Origin of the sequence: Klebsiella sp. LY, from assembly GCF_004010915.1 — a bacterium.
Classification (GTDB): domain Bacteria; phylum Pseudomonadota; class Gammaproteobacteria; order Enterobacterales; family Enterobacteriaceae; genus Klebsiella; species Klebsiella quasipneumoniae.
This window is the reverse complement of sequence record NZ_CP022444.1, coordinates 1,175,608-1,192,865: the sequence shown is the minus strand read 5'-3', so window position 1 is coordinate 1,192,865 and position 17,258 is coordinate 1,175,608. Positions and strand designations below refer to the sequence as shown.

At 58.2% G+C, this 17,258-nt stretch carries 13 protein-coding genes and 1 pseudogene; 11 read left to right on the top strand and 3 right to left on the bottom strand.

What is annotated here, in order from left to right; translation table 11 throughout:
• Positions 1 to 5: 5 nt before the first annotated feature.
• The 7 genes from ispG (at position 6) to CE636_RS08510 (ending at position 7,394) form a co-directional block, all read left to right on the top strand.
• The gene (gene ispG, locus CE636_RS08540) at positions 6 to 1,127 is read left to right on the top strand and encodes a flavodoxin-dependent (E)-4-hydroxy-3-methylbut-2-enyl-diphosphate synthase (protein WP_004201890.1); all 1,122 of its coding nucleotides are present in this window, start codon (positions 6 to 8) and stop codon (positions 1,125 to 1,127) included.
• Between the two features lie 91 nt (positions 1,128 to 1,218).
• Positions 1,219 to 2,493 (top strand): histidine--tRNA ligase, encoded by a 1,275-nt coding sequence (gene hisS / locus CE636_RS08535; protein WP_004201891.1) that lies wholly within the window; start codon positions 1,219 to 1,221, stop codon positions 2,491 to 2,493.
• Positions 2,494 to 2,527: 34 nt separating this feature from the next.
• Positions 2,528 to 3,148, top strand: a complete 621-nt coding sequence (locus CE636_RS08530; protein ID WP_004201892.1) for a YfgM family protein — start codon at positions 2,528 to 2,530, stop codon at positions 3,146 to 3,148.
• Positions 3,149 to 3,158: 10 nt separating this feature from the next.
• Positions 3,159 to 4,337 (top strand): outer membrane protein assembly factor BamB, encoded by a 1,179-nt coding sequence (bamB, locus tag CE636_RS08525; protein WP_004201895.1) that lies wholly within the window; start codon positions 3,159 to 3,161, stop codon positions 4,335 to 4,337.
• 113 nt (positions 4,338 to 4,450) lie between these two features.
• Positions 4,451 to 5,929: a ribosome biogenesis GTPase Der gene (gene der / locus CE636_RS08520; RefSeq protein ID WP_004144309.1), complete on the top strand. Its 1,479-nt coding sequence runs from the start codon at positions 4,451 to 4,453 to the stop codon at positions 5,927 to 5,929.
• Positions 5,930 to 6,046: 117 nt separating this feature from the next.
• Positions 6,047 to 7,126 carry a Gfo/Idh/MocA family oxidoreductase gene (locus CE636_RS08515; RefSeq protein WP_017900436.1) on the top strand — a complete coding sequence of 360 codons (1,080 nt, stop codon included), beginning with the start codon at positions 6,047 to 6,049 and terminating at the stop codon, positions 7,124 to 7,126.
• A gap of 49 nt (positions 7,127 to 7,175) precedes the next feature.
• On the top strand, positions 7,176 to 7,394 hold the full coding sequence (locus CE636_RS08510) for a zinc ribbon domain-containing protein (protein WP_004201901.1): 219 nt from the start codon (positions 7,176 to 7,178) through the stop codon (positions 7,392 to 7,394).
• On the opposite strand, the gene xseA is transcribed toward CE636_RS08510, so the two are convergent.
• Positions 7,378 to 8,769 carry an exodeoxyribonuclease VII large subunit gene (gene xseA / locus CE636_RS08505; RefSeq protein WP_017900437.1) on the bottom strand — a complete coding sequence of 464 codons (1,392 nt, stop codon included), beginning with the start codon at positions 8,767 to 8,769 and terminating at the stop codon, positions 7,378 to 7,380. The genes CE636_RS08510 and xseA overlap by 17 nt on opposite strands.
• Before the next feature lie 158 nt (positions 8,770 to 8,927).
• On the opposite strand from xseA, the gene guaB reads away from it, so the two are divergent.
• Both guaB and guaA read left to right on the top strand, forming a co-directional pair.
• Complete coding sequence (guaB, locus tag CE636_RS08500; RefSeq protein ID WP_004151980.1) at positions 8,928 to 10,394, top strand: IMP dehydrogenase; 1,467 nt, start codon at positions 8,928 to 8,930, stop codon at positions 10,392 to 10,394.
• A 67-nt stretch (positions 10,395 to 10,461) separates the two neighbouring features.
• Complete coding sequence (gene guaA, locus CE636_RS08495) at positions 10,462 to 12,039, top strand: glutamine-hydrolyzing GMP synthase (protein ID WP_017900438.1); 1,578 nt, start codon at positions 10,462 to 10,464, stop codon at positions 12,037 to 12,039.
• Positions 12,040 to 12,177: 138 nt separating this feature from the next.
• Here the strand turns inward: guaA and CE636_RS08490 are convergent, their stop codons facing one another.
• Positions 12,178 to 13,398: an MFS transporter gene (locus CE636_RS08490; RefSeq protein ID WP_017900439.1), complete on the bottom strand. Its 1,221-nt coding sequence runs from the start codon at positions 13,396 to 13,398 to the stop codon at positions 12,178 to 12,180.
• 73 nt (positions 13,399 to 13,471) lie between these two features.
• Here CE636_RS08490 and CE636_RS08485 point away from each other — a divergent pair.
• Positions 13,472 to 14,384: pseudogene (locus CE636_RS08485) on the top strand (LysR family transcriptional regulator).
• 98 nt (positions 14,385 to 14,482) lie between these two features.
• On the opposite strand, the gene CE636_RS08480 reads toward CE636_RS08485, so the two are convergent.
• Positions 14,483 to 14,656, bottom strand: coding sequence for a YfgG family protein (locus tag CE636_RS08480; protein ID WP_017900441.1), 174 nt, complete (start codon positions 14,654 to 14,656; stop codon positions 14,483 to 14,485).
• 370 nt (positions 14,657 to 15,026) lie between these two features.
• On the opposite strand from CE636_RS08480, the gene CE636_RS08475 reads away from it, so the two are divergent.
• Positions 15,027 to 17,255 (top strand): EAL domain-containing protein, encoded by a 2,229-nt coding sequence (locus CE636_RS08475; protein WP_017900442.1) that lies wholly within the window; start codon positions 15,027 to 15,029, stop codon positions 17,253 to 17,255.
• Positions 17,256 to 17,258: the final 3 nt, after the last annotated feature.

Here is a 17,258-nt window from a genome sequence, read left to right as displayed (position 1 = left end):
TTTTCATGCATAACCAGGCTCCGATTCAACGTAGAAAATCTAAACGTATTTACGTTGGTAATGTGCCAATTGGCGATGGGGCTCCCATCGCCGTTCAGTCAATGACCAATACGCGCACCACTGATGTGGCTGCGACCGTAAATCAAATCAAAGCGTTAGAGCGCGTAGGCGCGGATATTGTCCGCGTCTCTGTTCCGACGATGGACGCCGCCGAGGCGTTCAAACTGATCAAACAGCAGGTCAACGTCCCGCTGGTCGCCGATATCCACTTTGACTACCGTATTGCGCTGAAAGTCGCAGAATATGGCGTCGACTGCCTGCGTATCAACCCAGGCAACATCGGCAACGAAGAGCGCATCCGCATGGTCGTAGATTGCGCACGGGATAAAAACATCCCGATCCGCATTGGCGTCAACGCCGGCTCGCTGGAAAAAGATCTGCAGGAAAAATATGGCGAGCCGACGCCGCAGGCGCTGCTCGAATCCGCTATGCGCCACGTTGATCATCTCGATCGCCTTAACTTCGATCAGTTTAAAGTCAGCGTTAAAGCCTCTGACGTCTTCCTGGCGGTAGAGTCTTATCGCCTGCTGGCGAAACAGATCGATCAGCCGCTGCACCTCGGGATCACCGAAGCGGGCGGTGCGCGCAGCGGCGCGGTGAAATCGGCGATCGGTCTTGGGCTGCTGTTGTCCGAAGGGATCGGCGATACGCTGCGCGTCTCGCTGGCGGCGGATCCAGTGGAGGAGATCAAGGTTGGCTTCGATATCCTCAAATCGCTGCGTATCCGTTCCCGCGGTATTAACTTCATCGCCTGCCCGACCTGTTCGCGTCAGGAGTTTGACGTTATCGGTACGGTGAACGCCCTGGAGCAACGTCTGGAAGATATCATCACCCCGATGGATGTTTCGATCATCGGCTGCGTGGTGAACGGCCCGGGCGAAGCGCTGGTTTCCACCCTCGGGGTGACCGGCGGCAACAAGAAAAGCGGCCTGTATGAAGACGGCGTGCGTAAAGATCGCCTGGACAACAACGACATGATCGACCAGCTTGAAGCGCGGATCCGCGCCAAAGCCTCGATGCTCGATGAAGCCCGTCGGATTGACGTTCAACAGCTTGAAGCAAAATAACGTGTTGGGAAGCGATACGCTTCCCGTGTATGATTGAACCTGCGGGCGCGAGGCGCCGGGGTTCATTTTTGTATATATAAAGAGAATAAACGTGGCAAAGAACATTCAAGCCATCCGTGGCATGAACGATTATCTGCCGGGCGAAACCGCTCTCTGGCAGCGCATTGAAGGCTCACTGAAGCAGGTGCTCGGTAGCTACGGTTACAGCGAAATCCGTTTGCCGATTGTAGAGCAGACCCCGTTATTCAAACGCGCGATCGGCGAAGTGACCGACGTGGTTGAAAAAGAGATGTACACCTTTGAGGACCGCAACGGCGACAGCCTGACGCTGCGTCCGGAAGGGACAGCGGGCTGCGTACGAGCCGGCATCGAACATGGTCTGCTGTACAATCAAGAACAGCGCCTGTGGTACGTCGGGCCGATGTTCCGCCACGAGCGTCCGCAGAAAGGCCGTTACCGCCAGTTCCATCAGATCGGCGCCGAAGTTTTTGGCCTGCAGGGGCCGGACATCGATGCGGAGCTGATCATGCTGACCGCGCGCTGGTGGCGTGAGCTGGGCATCTCCGATCACGTCAGCCTTGAGCTGAACTCCATCGGTTCGCTGGAAGCCCGCGCCAACTACCGCGACGCGCTGGTGGCTTATCTCGAGCAGTTTACCGATAAGCTTGATGAAGACAGCAAACGCCGGATGTATACCAATCCGCTGCGGGTGCTGGACTCCAAAAACCCGGACGTGCAGGCGCTGCTGAACGACGCGCCGGCGCTCGGCGATTATCTCGACGAAGAGTCGAAAGCCCACTTTGCCGGCCTGTGCGCGTTGCTTGACGATGCCGGGATCCGCTATACCGTCAACCAGCGCCTGGTGCGCGGTCTCGACTACTATAACCGCACCGTGTTTGAGTGGGTGACCACCAGTCTCGGTTCCCAGGGCACCGTCTGTGCCGGCGGCCGTTACGACGGTCTGGTTGAGCAGCTTGGCGGTCGTGCCACCCCGGGCGTGGGCTTCGCCATGGGGCTGGAACGTCTTGTTTTACTGGTCCAGGCAGTGAATCCGGAATTTAAAGCCGATCCTGTTGTCGATATATACCTGGTAGCCTCCGGAACCGATACTCAGTCCGCCGCCATGCGTCTGGCTGAGCAGGTTCGCGATGCGCTACCCGGCGTGAAACTGATGACCAACCACGGCGGCGGCAACTTTAAGAAGCAGTTCGCCCGCGCTGATAAGTGGGGCGCACGCGTCGCGCTGGTGCTGGGTGAGTCAGAGATCGCTGACGGAAACGTGGTAGTGAAGGATTTACGCTCAGGTGAGCAAACTACCGTAACGCAGGAGAGCGTTGCCGCGCATTTGCGCACACTTCTGGGTTAATCTCCCGGGAATTATTAGTCAGGAGAAGGACTGCGTGGAAACTTTTAACAACGAGAACGATCAGGTCGATGCGCTGAAGCGCTTCTTTGCCGAAAACGGCAAAGCGCTGGCGGTCGGGGTGATTTTAGGGATTGGCGCGCTGGTTGGCTGGCGCTACTGGACCTCCCATCAGCAGGATACCGCCAGAGACGCGTCGCTGGCTTACGAACAGGCGACTTCCGCGCTGAAATCAAATACGCCAGAAGTGCTGTCAGGGGCGGAGAAGTTCGCGGCTGACAATAAAAATACCTACGGCGCCTTCGCTTCTCTCGAGCTGGCACAGCATTTTGTTGAACAGAACGATCTGCCGAACGCCGAAAAGCAGCTTCAGCAGGGGCTGGCTGCCGCGTCTGATGATAATCTGAAATCGGTTATCAGTATGCGTCTTGCCCGCGTTCAACTGCAGATGAAGCAGGCTGATGCGGCGCTGAAAACCCTCGACAGCATTAAAGGTGAAGGCTGGACCGCTATTGTGGCTGATTTGCGCGGCGAAATTCTGTTGAGCAAAGGCGATAAGCAAGGGGCCCGTGCGGCGTGGGAAGCTGGCGTGAAAAGCGATGCTTCTCCTGCGCTCAGCGAAATGATGCGTATGAAAATGAATAATTTGTCCATCTGAGAGGGACTCGATGCAATTGCGTAAATTACTGTTGCCAGGGCTGCTTTCCGTTACCTTGCTGAGCGGGTGTTCGCTGTTTAATAGCGAAGAAGATGTGGTGAAAATGTCACCGCTGCCGACGGTAGAAAACCAGTTTACGCCGTCCACGTCCTGGAGCACCTCGGTTGGCGATGGTATCGGCGAATTTTACTCTAACCTTCATCCGGCCTTCGCCGACGGCGTGGTTTATGCCGCTGACCGTAAAGGCACCGTCAAAGCGCTGAACGCCGACGACGGTAAAGAGGTGTGGTCGGTGAATCTGGCGGAGAAAGATGGCTGGTTCTCGCGTACCCCGGCGCTGCTTTCCGGCGGTGTGACCGTCTCGGGCGGCCATGTTTATATCGGCAGTGAAAAAGCGCAGCTGTATGCGCTGAATACCAGCGATGGTACCGTGGCCTGGCAAACCCGCGTCGCCGGCGAAGCGCTGTCGCGCCCGGTGGTGAGCGATGGCATGGTGCTGGTCCACACCAGTAACGGCCAGCTGCAGGCGCTGAATGAGACCGATGGCGCCGTGAAATGGACGGTGAACCTGGATATGCCTGCGCTCTCCCTGCGCGGCGAATCCGCTCCGGCCACCGCCTACGGCGCGGCGATCGTGGGCGGCGACAATGGCCGCGTCAGCGCGGTATTGATGCAGCAGGGGCAGATGATTTGGCAGCAGCGTATTTCCACGGCCACCGGGCCGACGGAAATCGACCGTCTGAGCGACGTCGACACCACGCCGATTATCGTCAACGGCGTTGTCTATGCGCTGGCTTACAACGGTAACCTGACCGCGCTGGATCTGCGTAGCGGCCAGATTATGTGGAAACGCGAGCTGGGTTCGGTGAATGATTTCATCGTCGATGGCAACCGTATCTATCTGGTTGACCAGAATGACCGCCTGCTGGCGCTGACTACCGATGGTGGCGTGACCCTGTGGACACAAAGCGATCTGCTGCACCGTTTGCTGACCGCGCCGGTGTTGTATAATGGCAATCTGGTGGTCGGCGATAGCGAAGGCTATATGCACTGGGTGAACCCGGAAGATGGCCATTTTGTGGCGCAGCAGAAAGTGGACAGCTCCGGCTTCCTGACCGACCCGGTTGTGGCCGATGGTCGACTGCTGATCCAGGCGAAAGACGGTACGCTGTACGCGATTACGCGTTAATTACCGCTGTCGTGAGTGATTAAGAAACGGCCCCTGGCAGACAGGGGCCGTTTTGACTTTTTTAAAAACGTCGTTATGACGATGTTGCTTAGTGATTGTATGAGGCATTTAACATGATACCTGTGGTCGCGCTTGTCGGGCGCCCTAACGTTGGAAAATCCACGCTCTTTAACCGCCTGACGCGCACTCGTGATGCGCTGGTTGCGGATTTCCCGGGGCTGACTCGTGACCGTAAGTACGGTCGGGCCGAAGTCGAAGGCCGCGAATTCATCTGTATCGATACCGGTGGTATTGATGGTACGGAAGAGGGCGTGGAAACCCGGATGGCGGAGCAGTCGCTGCTGGCAATCGAAGAGGCCGATGTGGTGCTGTTTATGGTCGATGCGCGCGCGGGCCTGATGCCGGCGGACATCGCGATCGCTAAACACCTGCGCTCTCGTGAAAAGCCCACCTTCCTGGTGGCTAACAAAACCGACGGCATCGACGTCGACCAGGCGATGGCGGACTTCTGGTCGCTTGGCCTGGGCGATATCTATCCTATTGCCGCTTCGCACGGCCGCGGCGTGACCAGCCTGCTGGAGCAGGCCCTGCTGCCATGGGTAGATGAGGTTAATCCGCAGGAAGAGGTGGATGAAGACGCCGAATACTGGGCAAAATTCGAAGCTGAGCAGAACGGTGAAGCGGAAGAAGAGCCTGAAGATGACTTCAATCCGCAGGATCTGCCGATCAAACTGGCGATTGTCGGACGTCCCAACGTCGGTAAATCGACGCTCACCAACCGCATCCTCGGCGAAGATCGCGTGGTAGTTTACGATATGCCGGGCACTACCCGCGACAGCATTTACATCCCGATGCAGCGTGACGAGCGCGAATACGTGCTCATCGATACCGCCGGGGTGCGCAAGCGCGGCAAAATTACTGACGTGGTGGAGAAATTCTCGGTCATCAAGACCCTGCAGGCGATTGAAGACGCCAACGTCGTGCTGCTGGTGATTGATGCCCGTGAAGGCATCTCCGATCAGGATCTGTCGCTGCTGGGCTTTATCCTCAACAGCGGTCGCTCCCTGGTGATCGTCGTCAACAAATGGGACGGTCTGAGCCAGGAAGTGAAGGAGCAGGTGAAAGAGACCCTCGACTATCGTCTGGGCTTTATCGACTTTGCCCGGGTGCACTTCATCTCCGCCCTGCACGGCAGCGGCGTCGGCAACCTGTTTGAATCGGTACGTGAAGCCTACGATAGCGCTACCCGCCGCGTAAGCACCGCGATGCTGACCCGGATCATGAACATGGCGGCGGAAGATCATCAGCCACCGCTGGTTCGCGGCCGACGCGTGAAGCTGAAATATGCTCACGCCGGGGGCTACAACCCGCCTATCGTGGTGATCCACGGTAACCAGGTGAAGGATCTGCCGGATTCCTACAAGCGCTACCTGATGAACTATTTCCGTAAATCCCTGGACGTGATGGGCACGCCAATCCGTATCCAGTTCAAGGAAGGGGAAAACCCGTTCGCCAACAAGCGCAACACCCTGACGCCGAACCAGATGCGTAAACGTAAGCGCCTGATCAAGCACATCAAGAAAAGCAAATAATCATTAAACCCGCTTCGGCGGGTTTTTTGTGGCCGCCGCGCCGGTAAAAGTCAAAACTTTCCGCCATAATCCCGCGATACTTCGCCGGGAACAGACCGGCTCAAAAGTGGACTTATTATGCAGATTGGTTTTATCGGCCTTGGCGCGGTGGTAGAAACTGCCTATTTACCGGCGCTGCGCCGCCTGGGATACCGTATTGATAGCTGCCAGGGCTATGACCTGGACTGCAGCAGAGCGCCGCCGGGGATCCAGCGCCGCAATTCGCTGTCGGCGCTACTGGCCGAACCCCTGGATACGCTCTTCATTACCACCTCATCTCTCCAGCACCTGCCCGTGCTGGAGAGGGCGTTAGCCAGCGCCATTCCCCGCATCCTGGTGGAGAAACCGATTGTGGCCAACCTTGAGCAGGCCGCCCGGCTGCGGGCGCTGCTGGCGCCGGGCAGGGAGGCCGGTCGCGTGCTGGCCCTCGACCACTGGATGGCGCGTGGGTTAGCGCTGAACGCTCTTGCTCCGCCGTGGCAGGCGGAAGAGGAGGCCAGCGGCCTGCCGCCGCCGCACCTTTCAGCGCAGGATATCGTCTGGATCGAAGGCTATTTGCTGGAGCCAAGCGGCTTTAACGCTGCCGGAGAACCGGTCGCGCTCAACTTTGCCACCGGCGAGCTGGATACCCGGCAGCTGCGTCATCCCGACGGCGTGATCCTCGATATCGGTACCCATGTCCTGGCGATGCTGCGTGAAACCCTGCTCGGCTACGGATGCGATGTGACGCTGGACCTCGCCGTCCGGGCGGTGAAAGACCGGCTCGGCCGGGACATTGCTCATGGGGATATGGTCACCGCCGAGGGAGAGGCGCATCTGCAGGGACGTCTGGGCGATATCCCGCTGAATATCTGGCTTAACAAATATGCTGGTCCCGCGGGCGGGCAAAAGGGAATGCGGATAGGGCTGCGGGATGGGCGAATGCTCGCCCTCGATCGCGCCCCTGATGGCGAGGTGGCGACGCTACAGGACGGTGAGCGGATCCAGCGCTGGACCCGGCCCGGAGCGATCTATGCGCACTGTCTCGATGAGCAGATCCTTGGCGCGGAGAATGTGTTTACCCGGGCGACCGAAAGCGTGGCCGGGCTGACGCGGCGTCGGCTTGAGGAAGTGGAGTGGCTGCTCAGGTTGCAGCAGCAATTACGCGGCCCTCATTAAACCCGGAACATGGTAAAATAGATGCAGGTAAACGTTGAAAGGAATGGTTATGGAACTTGATTGCCCTCTGTGCCACGCGCCGTTAGATGTCAAAGGCAGCAGCGCGCATTGCGCTCAGTGCGAAAGGGTATTTGCCCTTGAAGCGCGCTGCCCGGAATGCCACCAGCCGCTGGAGGTGCTGAAAGCGTGCGGCGCGGTGGATTACTTTTGCCAGCACGGGCACGGCCTGATCTCAAAAAAACGGGTGGAATTTATTCCGCTGGTTTAGGCGGCGATGGCTTTCTGGCCCGCGTTTTTTTCACCGGCGCAATCTGCCTCACTTCGCTTTCGACCCAGCCGTCTTTCAGGCGGGTGGTGAGCAGATCGCCGGTTTTGACCTGTTTTGTCTGCTTTAGTACCGTGCCGTCGCTCACCGAAGTGACGCTATAGCCGCGCGCCAGGGTGGCTAAGGGACTCACCGCCTCCAGATGGGTCACCGCGTGACCAAACCGTTCACGCCGCTCGCTGAGGCGGCCACGCATCGTTTCCGCCAGCCGGTATTCCAGCTGCTGTAGGCGCGATTGCGCCCGGTGGATGCGCGGCTGCGGGTTGTAGTGATTCAGGCGCTGAACAGTACGCTTTTGCCGCTGATCGGCGCGTTTAAGCTGCGATTCCACGGCGATGCGCATCCGCTGGCGCAGGCGTTCCAGAGCGGTCTGCTGGCGGGCCAGCCGCAGCTGCGGGTGCTGCTGCTGCAGACGATGGAACAACTGGGTAAAACGGCGCTGGCGACTGGCGAGGAAATAGTCCATCGCCATCTCCAGCCGCTGCTGCCCGGCCTGCAGCTGGCGCAGCAGCTCCTGCTGATTGCGGCTGACGATCTCTGCGGCGGCAGAAGGGGTCGGCGCGCGCAGGTCGGCAACAAAATCAGCGATAGTGACGTCGGTTTCATGGCCAACGGCGCTGACGATAGGGATCTGGCTGGCGAAGATAGCTCGCGCCACCCGCTCATCGTTAAAACTCCACAGATCCTCCAGCGAACCGCCGCCGCGTCCGACAATCAGCACGTCACACTCCCGGCGCGCGTTGGCCAGCGCGATGGCGCGCACAATCTGCCCGGGAGCATCGTCACCCTGAACCGCGGTCGGGTAGACGATCACCGGCAGCCCGGGGTCGCGGCGCCTGAGGACATGAAGAATATCGTGCAACGCGGCACCGGTTTTCGAGGTGATGACCCCGACGCAGCGGGCGGGGGAGGGGAGCGCCTGCTTATGTTTTTGATCGAACAGCCCTTCCGCGGTTAACTGCGTTTTCAGCTGCTCATACTTCTGCTGCAGCAACCCTTCGCCGGCGGGCTGCATGCTTTCAACGATAATCTGGTAGTCGCCGCGCGGCTCATACAGGGTGATGTTGGCGCGAACCAGCACCTGCTGCCCGTGCTGCGGGCGGAACGTGACCCGGCGGTTGCTGTTGCGGAACATCGCGCAGCGCACCTGGGCGTTATCGTCTTTTAAGGTGAAGTACCAGTGGCCGGAAGAAGGCTGGCTGAAGTTAGAGATCTCGCCGCTGATCCAAACCTGGCCCATTTCGCGCTCAAGCAGCAGACGCACCGTCTGATTGAGGCGGCTTACGGTAAAAATTGCGGGGGATTGAGAGGGTAACATGTGAGCAAGATCAAACTTTAAATCAGCAGGTTATTCAGTCGATAGTAACGCGCTCAGAGGGGATGGCAAGTATTATTTGCAAAAAAGGGTAGATGCAATCGGTTACGCTCTGTATAATGCCACGGCAATATTTATCCACCCTGGTCGAGATATTGCCCATGCTACGTATCGCTAAAGAAGCCCTGACGTTTGACGACGTCCTCCTCGTTCCCGCTCATTCTACCGTTCTGCCGAATACAGCCGATCTCAGCACTCAGCTGACGAAAACCATTCGTCTGAATATTCCTATGCTCTCCGCAGCCATGGATACCGTAACGGAAGCGCGTCTGGCTATTGCCCTGGCACAGGAAGGCGGCATCGGCTTTATTCACAAAAACATGTCCATCGAGCGCCAGGCGGAAGAAGTTCGCCGCGTGAAGAAACATGAGTCCGGCGTGGTCACTGACCCGCAGACCGTTCTGCCGACCACCACCCTGCGTGAAGTGAAAGAGCTGACCGAGCGTAACGGCTTCGCCGGCTACCCGGTGGTTACCGAAGAGAACGAGCTGGTCGGCATCATCACCGGCCGCGACGTGCGTTTCGTTACCGATCTGAACCAGCCGGTCAGTGTCTATATGACCCCGAAAGAGCGTCTGGTCACCGTGCGTGAAGGCGAAAGCCGTGAAGTGGTCTTCGCTAAGATGCACGAAAAACGCGTTGAGAAAGCGCTGGTTGTGGATGAGAGCTTCCACCTGCGCGGGATGATCACCGTAAAAGACTTCCAGAAAGCGGAACGTAAACCGAACGCCTGTAAAGATGAGCAGGGCCGTCTGCGCGTAGGCGCTGCGGTTGGCGCCGGCGCGGGCAACGAAGAGCGCGTTGACGCGCTGGTGGCAGCGGGCGTTGACGTTCTGCTGATTGACTCCTCTCACGGCCACTCCGAAGGCGTTCTGCAACGTATTCGTGAAACACGTGCGAAATACCCAGACCTGCAGATCATCGGCGGCAACGTCGCCACTGGCGCAGGCGCGCGCGCGCTGGCGGAAGCCGGCTGCAGTGCGGTGAAAGTAGGCATCGGCCCGGGCTCCATCTGTACTACCCGTATCGTGACCGGCGTAGGCGTGCCGCAGATCACCGCCGTTTCCGACGCGGTGGAAGCGCTGGAAGGCACCGGAATTCCGGTTATCGCCGACGGCGGTATCCGTTTCTCCGGCGACATCGCCAAAGCGATCGCGGCCGGTGCGGCGGCAGTGATGGTCGGCTCCATGCTGGCCGGTACCGAAGAATCCCCGGGCGAAATCGAACTCTATCAGGGGCGCTCTTACAAATCCTATCGCGGGATGGGTTCCCTCGGCGCGATGTCGAAAGGCTCCTCTGACCGCTACTTCCAGAGCGATAACGCCGCTGACAAACTGGTGCCGGAAGGTATCGAAGGCCGCGTGGCCTATAAAGGCCGCCTGAAAGAGATCATTCACCAGCAGATGGGCGGCCTGCGCTCCTGTATGGGGCTGACCGGCTGTGGTACCATTGACCTGCTGCGTACCAAAGCTGAATTCGTACGCATCAGCGGTGCGGGCATCCAGGAAAGCCACGTTCACGACGTGACCATCACCAAAGAGTCCCCGAACTACCGCCTGGGCTCCTGATTTCTTCGCCCGACCTTGCGTCGGGCGATTTATTTACTCTGTTTCACTTGCCTCGGAATTAGCGTCAATGACGGAAAACATTCATAAACATCGCATTCTCATTCTCGACTTCGGGTCACAGTATACTCAGCTGGTGGCGCGTCGCGTGCGTGAACTGGGCGTCTACTGTGAGCTGTGGGCATGGGATGTCACGGAAGCACAGATCCGCGAATTTAATCCAAGCGGCATCATTCTTTCCGGCGGCCCGGAAAGCACCACCGAAGAGAACAGCCCGCGCGCGCCGCAGTATGTGTTCGAAGCCGGCGTGCCGGTATTTGGCGTCTGCTACGGTATGCAGACCATGGCGATGCAGTTGGGCGGCCATGTAGAAGGCTCTAACGAGCGTGAGTTTGGCTACGCGCAGGTTGAAGTGGTTAACGACAGCGCGCTGGTGCGCGGTATCGAAGACTCCCTGACCGCGGACGGCAAACCGTTGCTGGACGTGTGGATGAGCCACGGCGACAAAGTCACCGCCATCCCGTCTGACTTCGTCACCGTCGCCAGCACCGACAACTGCCCGTTCGCCATTATGGCCAACGAAGAAAAACGCTTCTATGGCGTGCAGTTCCACCCGGAAGTGACCCACACCCGTCAGGGTATGCGTATGCTGGAGCGCTTCGTGCGCGACATCTGCCAGTGCGAAGCGCTGTGGACCCCGGCGAAAATCATCGACGACGCCGTTGAGCGTATTCGCCAGCAGGTTGGCGATGACAAAGTAATCCTCGGCCTCTCCGGCGGCGTGGACTCTTCGGTGACCGCGATGCTGCTGCACCGCGCCATCGGCAAAAACCTGACCTGCGTATTCGTGGATAACGGTCTCCTGCGTCTGAACGAAGCCCAGCAGGTGATGGAGATGTTTGGCGACCACTTTGGCCTGAACATCGTTCACGTGGAAGGCGAGCAGCGCTTCCTCGACGCGCTGGCAGGTGAAAGCGATCCGGAAGCGAAACGTAAGATCATCGGTCGCGTCTTCGTGGAAGTGTTCGACGAAGAAGCGCTGAAGCTGGAAGACGTGAAGTGGCTGGCGCAGGGTACCATCTACCCTGACGTGATCGAGTCTGCGGCCTCTGCCACCGGTAAAGCGCACGTCATCAAGTCTCACCACAACGTGGGCGGCCTGCCGAAAGAGATGAAGATGGGCCTGGTTGAGCCGCTGCGTGAGCTGTTCAAAGACGAAGTGCGCAAGATCGGTCTGGAGCTGGGTCTGCCGTACGATATGCTCTACCGTCATCCGTTCCCGGGCCCGGGCCTCGGCGTGCGCGTGCTGGGCGAAGTGAAGAAAGAGTACTGCGACCTGCTGCGTCGCGCGGACGCTATCTTCATCGAAGAGCTGCACAAAGCTGACCTTTACAACAAAGTGAGCCAGGCGTTCACTGTATTCCTGCCGGTTCGCTCCGTCGGCGTGATGGGCGATGGCCGTAAATACGACTGGGTGGTTTCCCTGCGTGCGGTGGAAACCATCGACTTCATGACCGCGCACTGGGCGCACCTGCCGTATGATTTCCTCGGCCGCGTCTCTAACCGCATTATCAATGAAGTGAACGGTATCTCCCGCGTGGTGTATGACATCAGCGGTAAGCCGCCAGCAACGATCGAGTGGGAATAATCCCCGGCGTTAGTTGAATAAAATGAAACCCTCTGTTGTTACAGAGGGTTTTTTAATTTATGCCCAGCCTCAATCCCGTCATCCCTCACCGCTATCCATCACTGGGGGGGTTCCTGTGTCCCCGGTGAATGTACCCGGTTATGGTTCCGGCAGATGTTCAGCCGGCCCACGTTTTGCCCCCGGGCAGAGGGCTGGACGCTTGTCCGGCTCTGTTTTACCCACCGAGCGCGCCATCGCCAGCGCCAGTCCGGCAACGATCAGCGTTAACCCGGTGGAAATCCACATTCCACCCACGATACCCAGCCGATGGTTCAGCCATGCATAGGTAAAGGGGGCGGCCGCCGCCATCAGTTGCCCGGGGATCAGCAGGAGACCCGTGCGGCTGGCGTAGCTTTCTGCGCTAAACAGCGCCAGCGGCAGCGTCGCTTTCACAATCGTCACCAGCCCATTTATCGCGCCATAGCCGAGCACAAACCCGGCTGCGCACCCGGCATACGCCGTGCTGCTGACACCAAGGAGAAAACAGAGCGGCATGGCGAGCGCGGTAAAACGCGTCAGCGCGAGCGGGGTGATGCGTCGACCGGCCAGCACTTCCCCCAGCCGGGCGCCGGTCTGGCCAAATCCCCACAGCATTCCGATGGCAACCGGCAGGCCAAAGTGGCTGATAAACTCCGGCAGATGGGTGGAGGTGCCGGTGGAGATGAAGGTGATCAGCGCAATAAAGAGCGCATAACGTATGCCGTTACGCCGATTGCCATCCGCTGTTGGGGCTTTCGCTTTCGTCGATGAGCCGAGCCGCTGACGAGGCAGCTGATAACTCAGCCATGCGCTCAGCAGGCCAAACAGCGCATAGACCCGCAGGGCATCCTGCCAGGACATCACGGTGAGTAAAGCCTCCCCCAGCGGCCAGAAGAGGGCAGAGGCCAGACCGCCGGCGAGGGTGATTTGAGAGATGGTTTTCCGCGCCTGCTGGCCGTAAAGGTTCACTACCGCGGCGAACAGGGCATCATACAACGACAGCCGCATGCCGACGCCGGTCAGCAGCCAGGCGCCGTACCAGCCGACCAGCGAAGGGCTCCAGGCCATCATCGCGCAACTGGCGGCTATCAGTAAGGTTCCGCTGGTGACCACCAGTCGTCCGCCAAAGCGAGCCAGCAGCCTGGCGACCAGCGGGGAGACCGCCGCCATGATCAGCATCGCAAGCGTCAGGCCAAGATAGATCTGCGGCGAGCTCCATCCCTTGTCGGCGGCGATAGCTCCGGCAAAGGTGCCGGGCATATAAAAAGAGATACCCCAGTTGATCAGTTGCTGAGCGCCCGCGGTGAAGGCGAGACGTCGGGGAATAGCCGGTGTTCCCATGGTTTTTCATTCCGTTAAGAGAGTTGTCCTGAGCATACCCGGCAGGCTATTGTTCTGGCAGAGCGGCCACCTTATGCGCGGTATAAGAGAAACTTTGCATGACAACACTGAACCTGGGAAACCTGGCGACCTTCCGGCTGGTCGTACAGCGCGGCAGCTTCTCAGCCGCCGCCGACGCGCTGGGGATCTCCCAGCCTGCCGTCAGCCTGCAGGTGCGTCAGCTGGAGCAATTTTTACAGACCCGACTGCTGGAGCGCACCGGGCGCGGGATCAAGGCGACGGCGGCGGGAATGGCGCTGCTGGCCCACAGCGAGCAGATCGATCGGGCGGTGAATAGCGCGGTGCAGTCGGTCAGTGCATTTAGTCAGGAAGTTAATGGCTCACTGACCTTGGGGACCGGCGCGACGGCCTGCATTCATCTTCTTCCGCCGCTGCTGCAGCATCTTCGTCAGCAGCACCCACTGCTGACGGTGGGGGTGACCACCGGCAACACGCTGGATGTCGTCCGGGCGGTGGAGGAAAACCGGCTCGATCTTGGGCTGGTCACGCTGCCCGTTCAGGGACGCAGTCTGGCGGTGACCGCCGTGGTGGACGAGGAGTTCGTGGTCATCCATCCCAGCCACGAGGCGGGGATCCCGGCGGTGTGTACCCCTGAGGAGCTGCAGGCGCTGCCGCTCATTGCCTTCGAGGCGGGCAGCGGCACGCGGGATCTGATTGACCGCTGGTTCCGTTCGGCGGGCCTGGCGGTAACGCCGGTGATGCAGCTGGGGAGCATCGAGGCGATCAAACGCATGGTGCGGGCCGGGCTGGGCTACAGTATTGTGCCCCGCATGGCGGTAGAGCAGGCGGAGGATCGCTATGGCTTAACGGTACATTCTCTGGCCCCGTCGCTGTACCGTCAGCTGGCGGTTGTCATGCGTCAGGATAAAGTGATTACCAAAGGAATGGCGGAAATGCTGCGTCTGCTGCAGGCCGTGCGCTTATAAATCGTCAGCGGCAAAACATGCCTCGTCAGGGATAGTGCCTCGGAAAACGGGCGTCTCTGCCTGCGGATAGAGGCGTATCCGGCATCAGGATCAACGGGTTACTCGCGGGCGGAGGGCTCGACGGTGAGCGTTGACTCCTGCGACGCTTTTTTATCCTGGTGATGATACCAGGCGCCGATGGAGGAGTAGACAAAGCGTCCAAAGAAGAAGAGAAAGCTGATAAGCAGTACGATACGGGTCATGCGACGGTTAAATCGATGTCGTTTACGCATACTGGGTGCCTGACTCACAAAAGGTTCCTTGAAGTATACCCGAAGATGGGCGATGGGGGTATTAAGGCACAGGAACGAGGTGGGGTCAATTGATGCAGATGTAAAAGTGCGGCAGTGAAAACATTAATTAATGTTATATAAGATAATCCTCGTATTTACATGCTCTCTTTATTAGCCACGAAAAGCTGAAAAAATAAGTTTTATTAATGTTGGTGTCAGCATTTGTTGATTTACATCAACAGCCTCATTCTCTTCACCACTAAAATCAGCGGACGTTACCGTATCGTTATTACTTATGCGGTCAGCATGGGGTGGTTGGATGCCTGCCTGAATATGCCTCGCAGGAGCAGAGGCTCTCTGTAGAGCACCTATGAATTTATTAAAATACTATCAACAATATCGCGACAAATGGTGGGCCTTACCGCTTCTCCTGCCTGTGTTATTATTACCCCTTGCCAGAGGGATGAATACATATACCATGCTGAATGGGCACATGGTTTATCTTTATTATCTTCCCCTGGCGCTGGTGCTCAGCCTGATGATGTTTTTCGGCTGGGCGGCGATCCCCGGTATTATCGTTGGTCTGCTGCTAACGCTGGCCCGGGGCATGACGCCGGAGCAGGCCGTTGGCGTACTGTTCCATTTTCTGATCCCCTGCGTGCTCTGCTGGGGCGGATATCGCATCTTTGTTCCCCAACGGCAGCAGGTATCGCACGGTAACGTCAGGCTGATGCCGCATCGTCTGTTCTGGCAAATGCTGCTCCCTTCGGTCATTTTTCTGATTTTGTCGCAGATCGCCGAGTATCTGGGGCTACATCCGCGCACAACGGATATGACCGGCGTCTCGCCGTTTAGTTTACGGTCGTTAATCACCTTTCAGGCGCTGATGGTGGGGTGCCTGACCGGCGTACCGTTATGTTATTTACTGCTGCGGGTAATTCGTAACCCTTTTTATTTGCGCGGGTATATTTCTCAGGTTCGCTTACAAATTGATCCAAAAATAAAGAAAATTGAAATCATCAGTTGGGCGGCGATATTAACCCTATTGCTGGGGCTATTATTGATGCCGCTTAATGATACCAGCACCATATTTAGTACAAATTATACATTATCCTTATTGATGCCGGTGATGCTGTGGGGGGCGATGCGTTTTGGCTATCGCTTTATCTCGCTGATATGGACGCCGGTACTGATCGCCGTGATCCATTTTCATTACCGTTATTTACCTATTTATCCAAGTTATAACACTCAGCTGGCGATCACCTCGTCAAGCTACCTGGTGTTCTCGTTTATTGTCGCCTATACGGCGATGCTGGCGACACAGCAGCGGCTGATCTACGCCCGCATCCGACAGATGGCCTTCCTCGACCCGGTAGTACATATGCCGAATCTGCGGGCGCTGAGCCGGGCGCTGAACGGCGCGAGCTGGTCGACGCTCTGTTTTTTGCGTATTCCTGAGCTTGAACTGCTGGGCCGCCACTACGGGGTGCTGTTGCGTATTCAGTATAAGCAAATGCTGGCGAATCACCTGCGTGCGCTGCTGGAGCCGAACGAAGCGGTATATCATCTTGCCGGTCACGATTTAGTGTTTCGTCTCAACAGCGAAGGGCACCAGGCGCGCATTCACTTAATTGAGCGCTCCTTGCGACAGTTCCGTTTTCACTGGGACGGGGTCCCCCTGCAGCCGCGGATCGGCATGAGCTATTGCAACGTCCGCTCGCCGGTGAAGCATCTGTATTTGCTGCTTGGCGAGCTGAACACGATTGCCGACATGTCGCTGGCCAGTGGCCATCCGGAGAATTTGCAGCGCCGCGGCGCCGGGCATGTCCAGCAGGATCTGAAAGACAAAGTGGCGATGATGAACCGCATCCTCAAGGCGCTGGAGCAAGACTATTTTGTCCTGATGGCGCAGCCTATCCAGGGCATTCGCGGCGACAATTACCATGAAGTGTTGTTGAGGATGAAAGGCGAGTCGGGCGAACTGACGGGGCCCAACGAGTTCCTGCCGGTGGCGCACGAGTTTGGGCTGTCCACGCGCGTGGATCAGTGGGTCATTGAGCATACCCTGGCCTTTATGGATGCCAACCGGCGGGCGCTGCCCGGTCTGCGGCTGGCGATCAACCTCTCTCCGGTCTCGTTGAGCCGCAGTCAGTTTCCCGAGGAGGTCGAAAACCTGCTGCAGGCCTACAACATTGAGCCATGGCAGATTATTTTCGAGCTGACCGAAAACTATGCGCTCAGCAACCCCGAGCTAGTTTGCCAGACATTAGAGCACCTGCGGGCACTGGGCTGCCGGGTAGCTATCGATGATTTTGGTACCGGCTACGCCAGCTATGCGCGGTTAAAAACGATGAACGTCGATATTCTTAAAATAGACGGCAGCTTTATTCGCAATCTGCTCGCCAGCAGTCTTGATTACCAGGTGGTGGATTCAATCTGTCGTCTGGCGCGGATGAAGAACATGCAGGTGGTGGCCGAATATGTTGAATCGCCGGAGATACGCCAGGCGGTCATCGCGCTGGGGATCGATTATATGCAGGGCTATGATATTGGCGTCCCGGTGCCTCTGACGCAGCTGGCGGAGGGGATGAGCGCCTGAAGC

Excerpts from the sequence above, each read along its gene's own strand:
- ispG (WP_004201890.1), top strand. The coding sequence starts at position 6 with ATGCATAACCAGGCTCCGATTCAACGTAGAAAATCTAAACGTATTTAC.
- bamB (WP_004201895.1), top strand. The coding sequence starts at position 3,159 with ATGCAATTGCGTAAATTACTGTTGCCAGGGCTGCTTTCCGTTACCTTG.
- der (WP_004144309.1), top strand. The coding sequence starts at position 4,451 with ATGATACCTGTGGTCGCGCTTGTCGGGCGCCCTAACGTTGGAAAATCC.
- CE636_RS08515 (WP_017900436.1), top strand. The coding sequence starts at position 6,047 with ATGCAGATTGGTTTTATCGGCCTTGGCGCGGTGGTAGAAACTGCCTAT.
- CE636_RS08510 (WP_004201901.1), top strand. The coding sequence starts at position 7,176 with ATGGAACTTGATTGCCCTCTGTGCCACGCGCCGTTAGATGTCAAAGGC.
- xseA (WP_017900437.1), bottom strand. The coding sequence starts at position 8,769 with ATGTTACCCTCTCAATCCCCCGCAATTTTTACCGTAAGCCGCCTCAAT.
- guaB (WP_004151980.1), top strand. The coding sequence starts at position 8,928 with ATGCTACGTATCGCTAAAGAAGCCCTGACGTTTGACGACGTCCTCCTC.
- guaA (WP_017900438.1), top strand. The coding sequence starts at position 10,462 with ATGACGGAAAACATTCATAAACATCGCATTCTCATTCTCGACTTCGGG.
- CE636_RS08490 (WP_017900439.1), bottom strand. The coding sequence starts at position 13,398 with ATGGGAACACCGGCTATTCCCCGACGTCTCGCCTTCACCGCGGGCGCT.
- CE636_RS08480 (WP_017900441.1), bottom strand. The coding sequence starts at position 14,656 with ATGCGTAAACGACATCGATTTAACCGTCGCATGACCCGTATCGTACTG.
- CE636_RS08475 (WP_017900442.1), top strand. The coding sequence starts at position 15,027 with ATGAATTTATTAAAATACTATCAACAATATCGCGACAAATGGTGGGCC.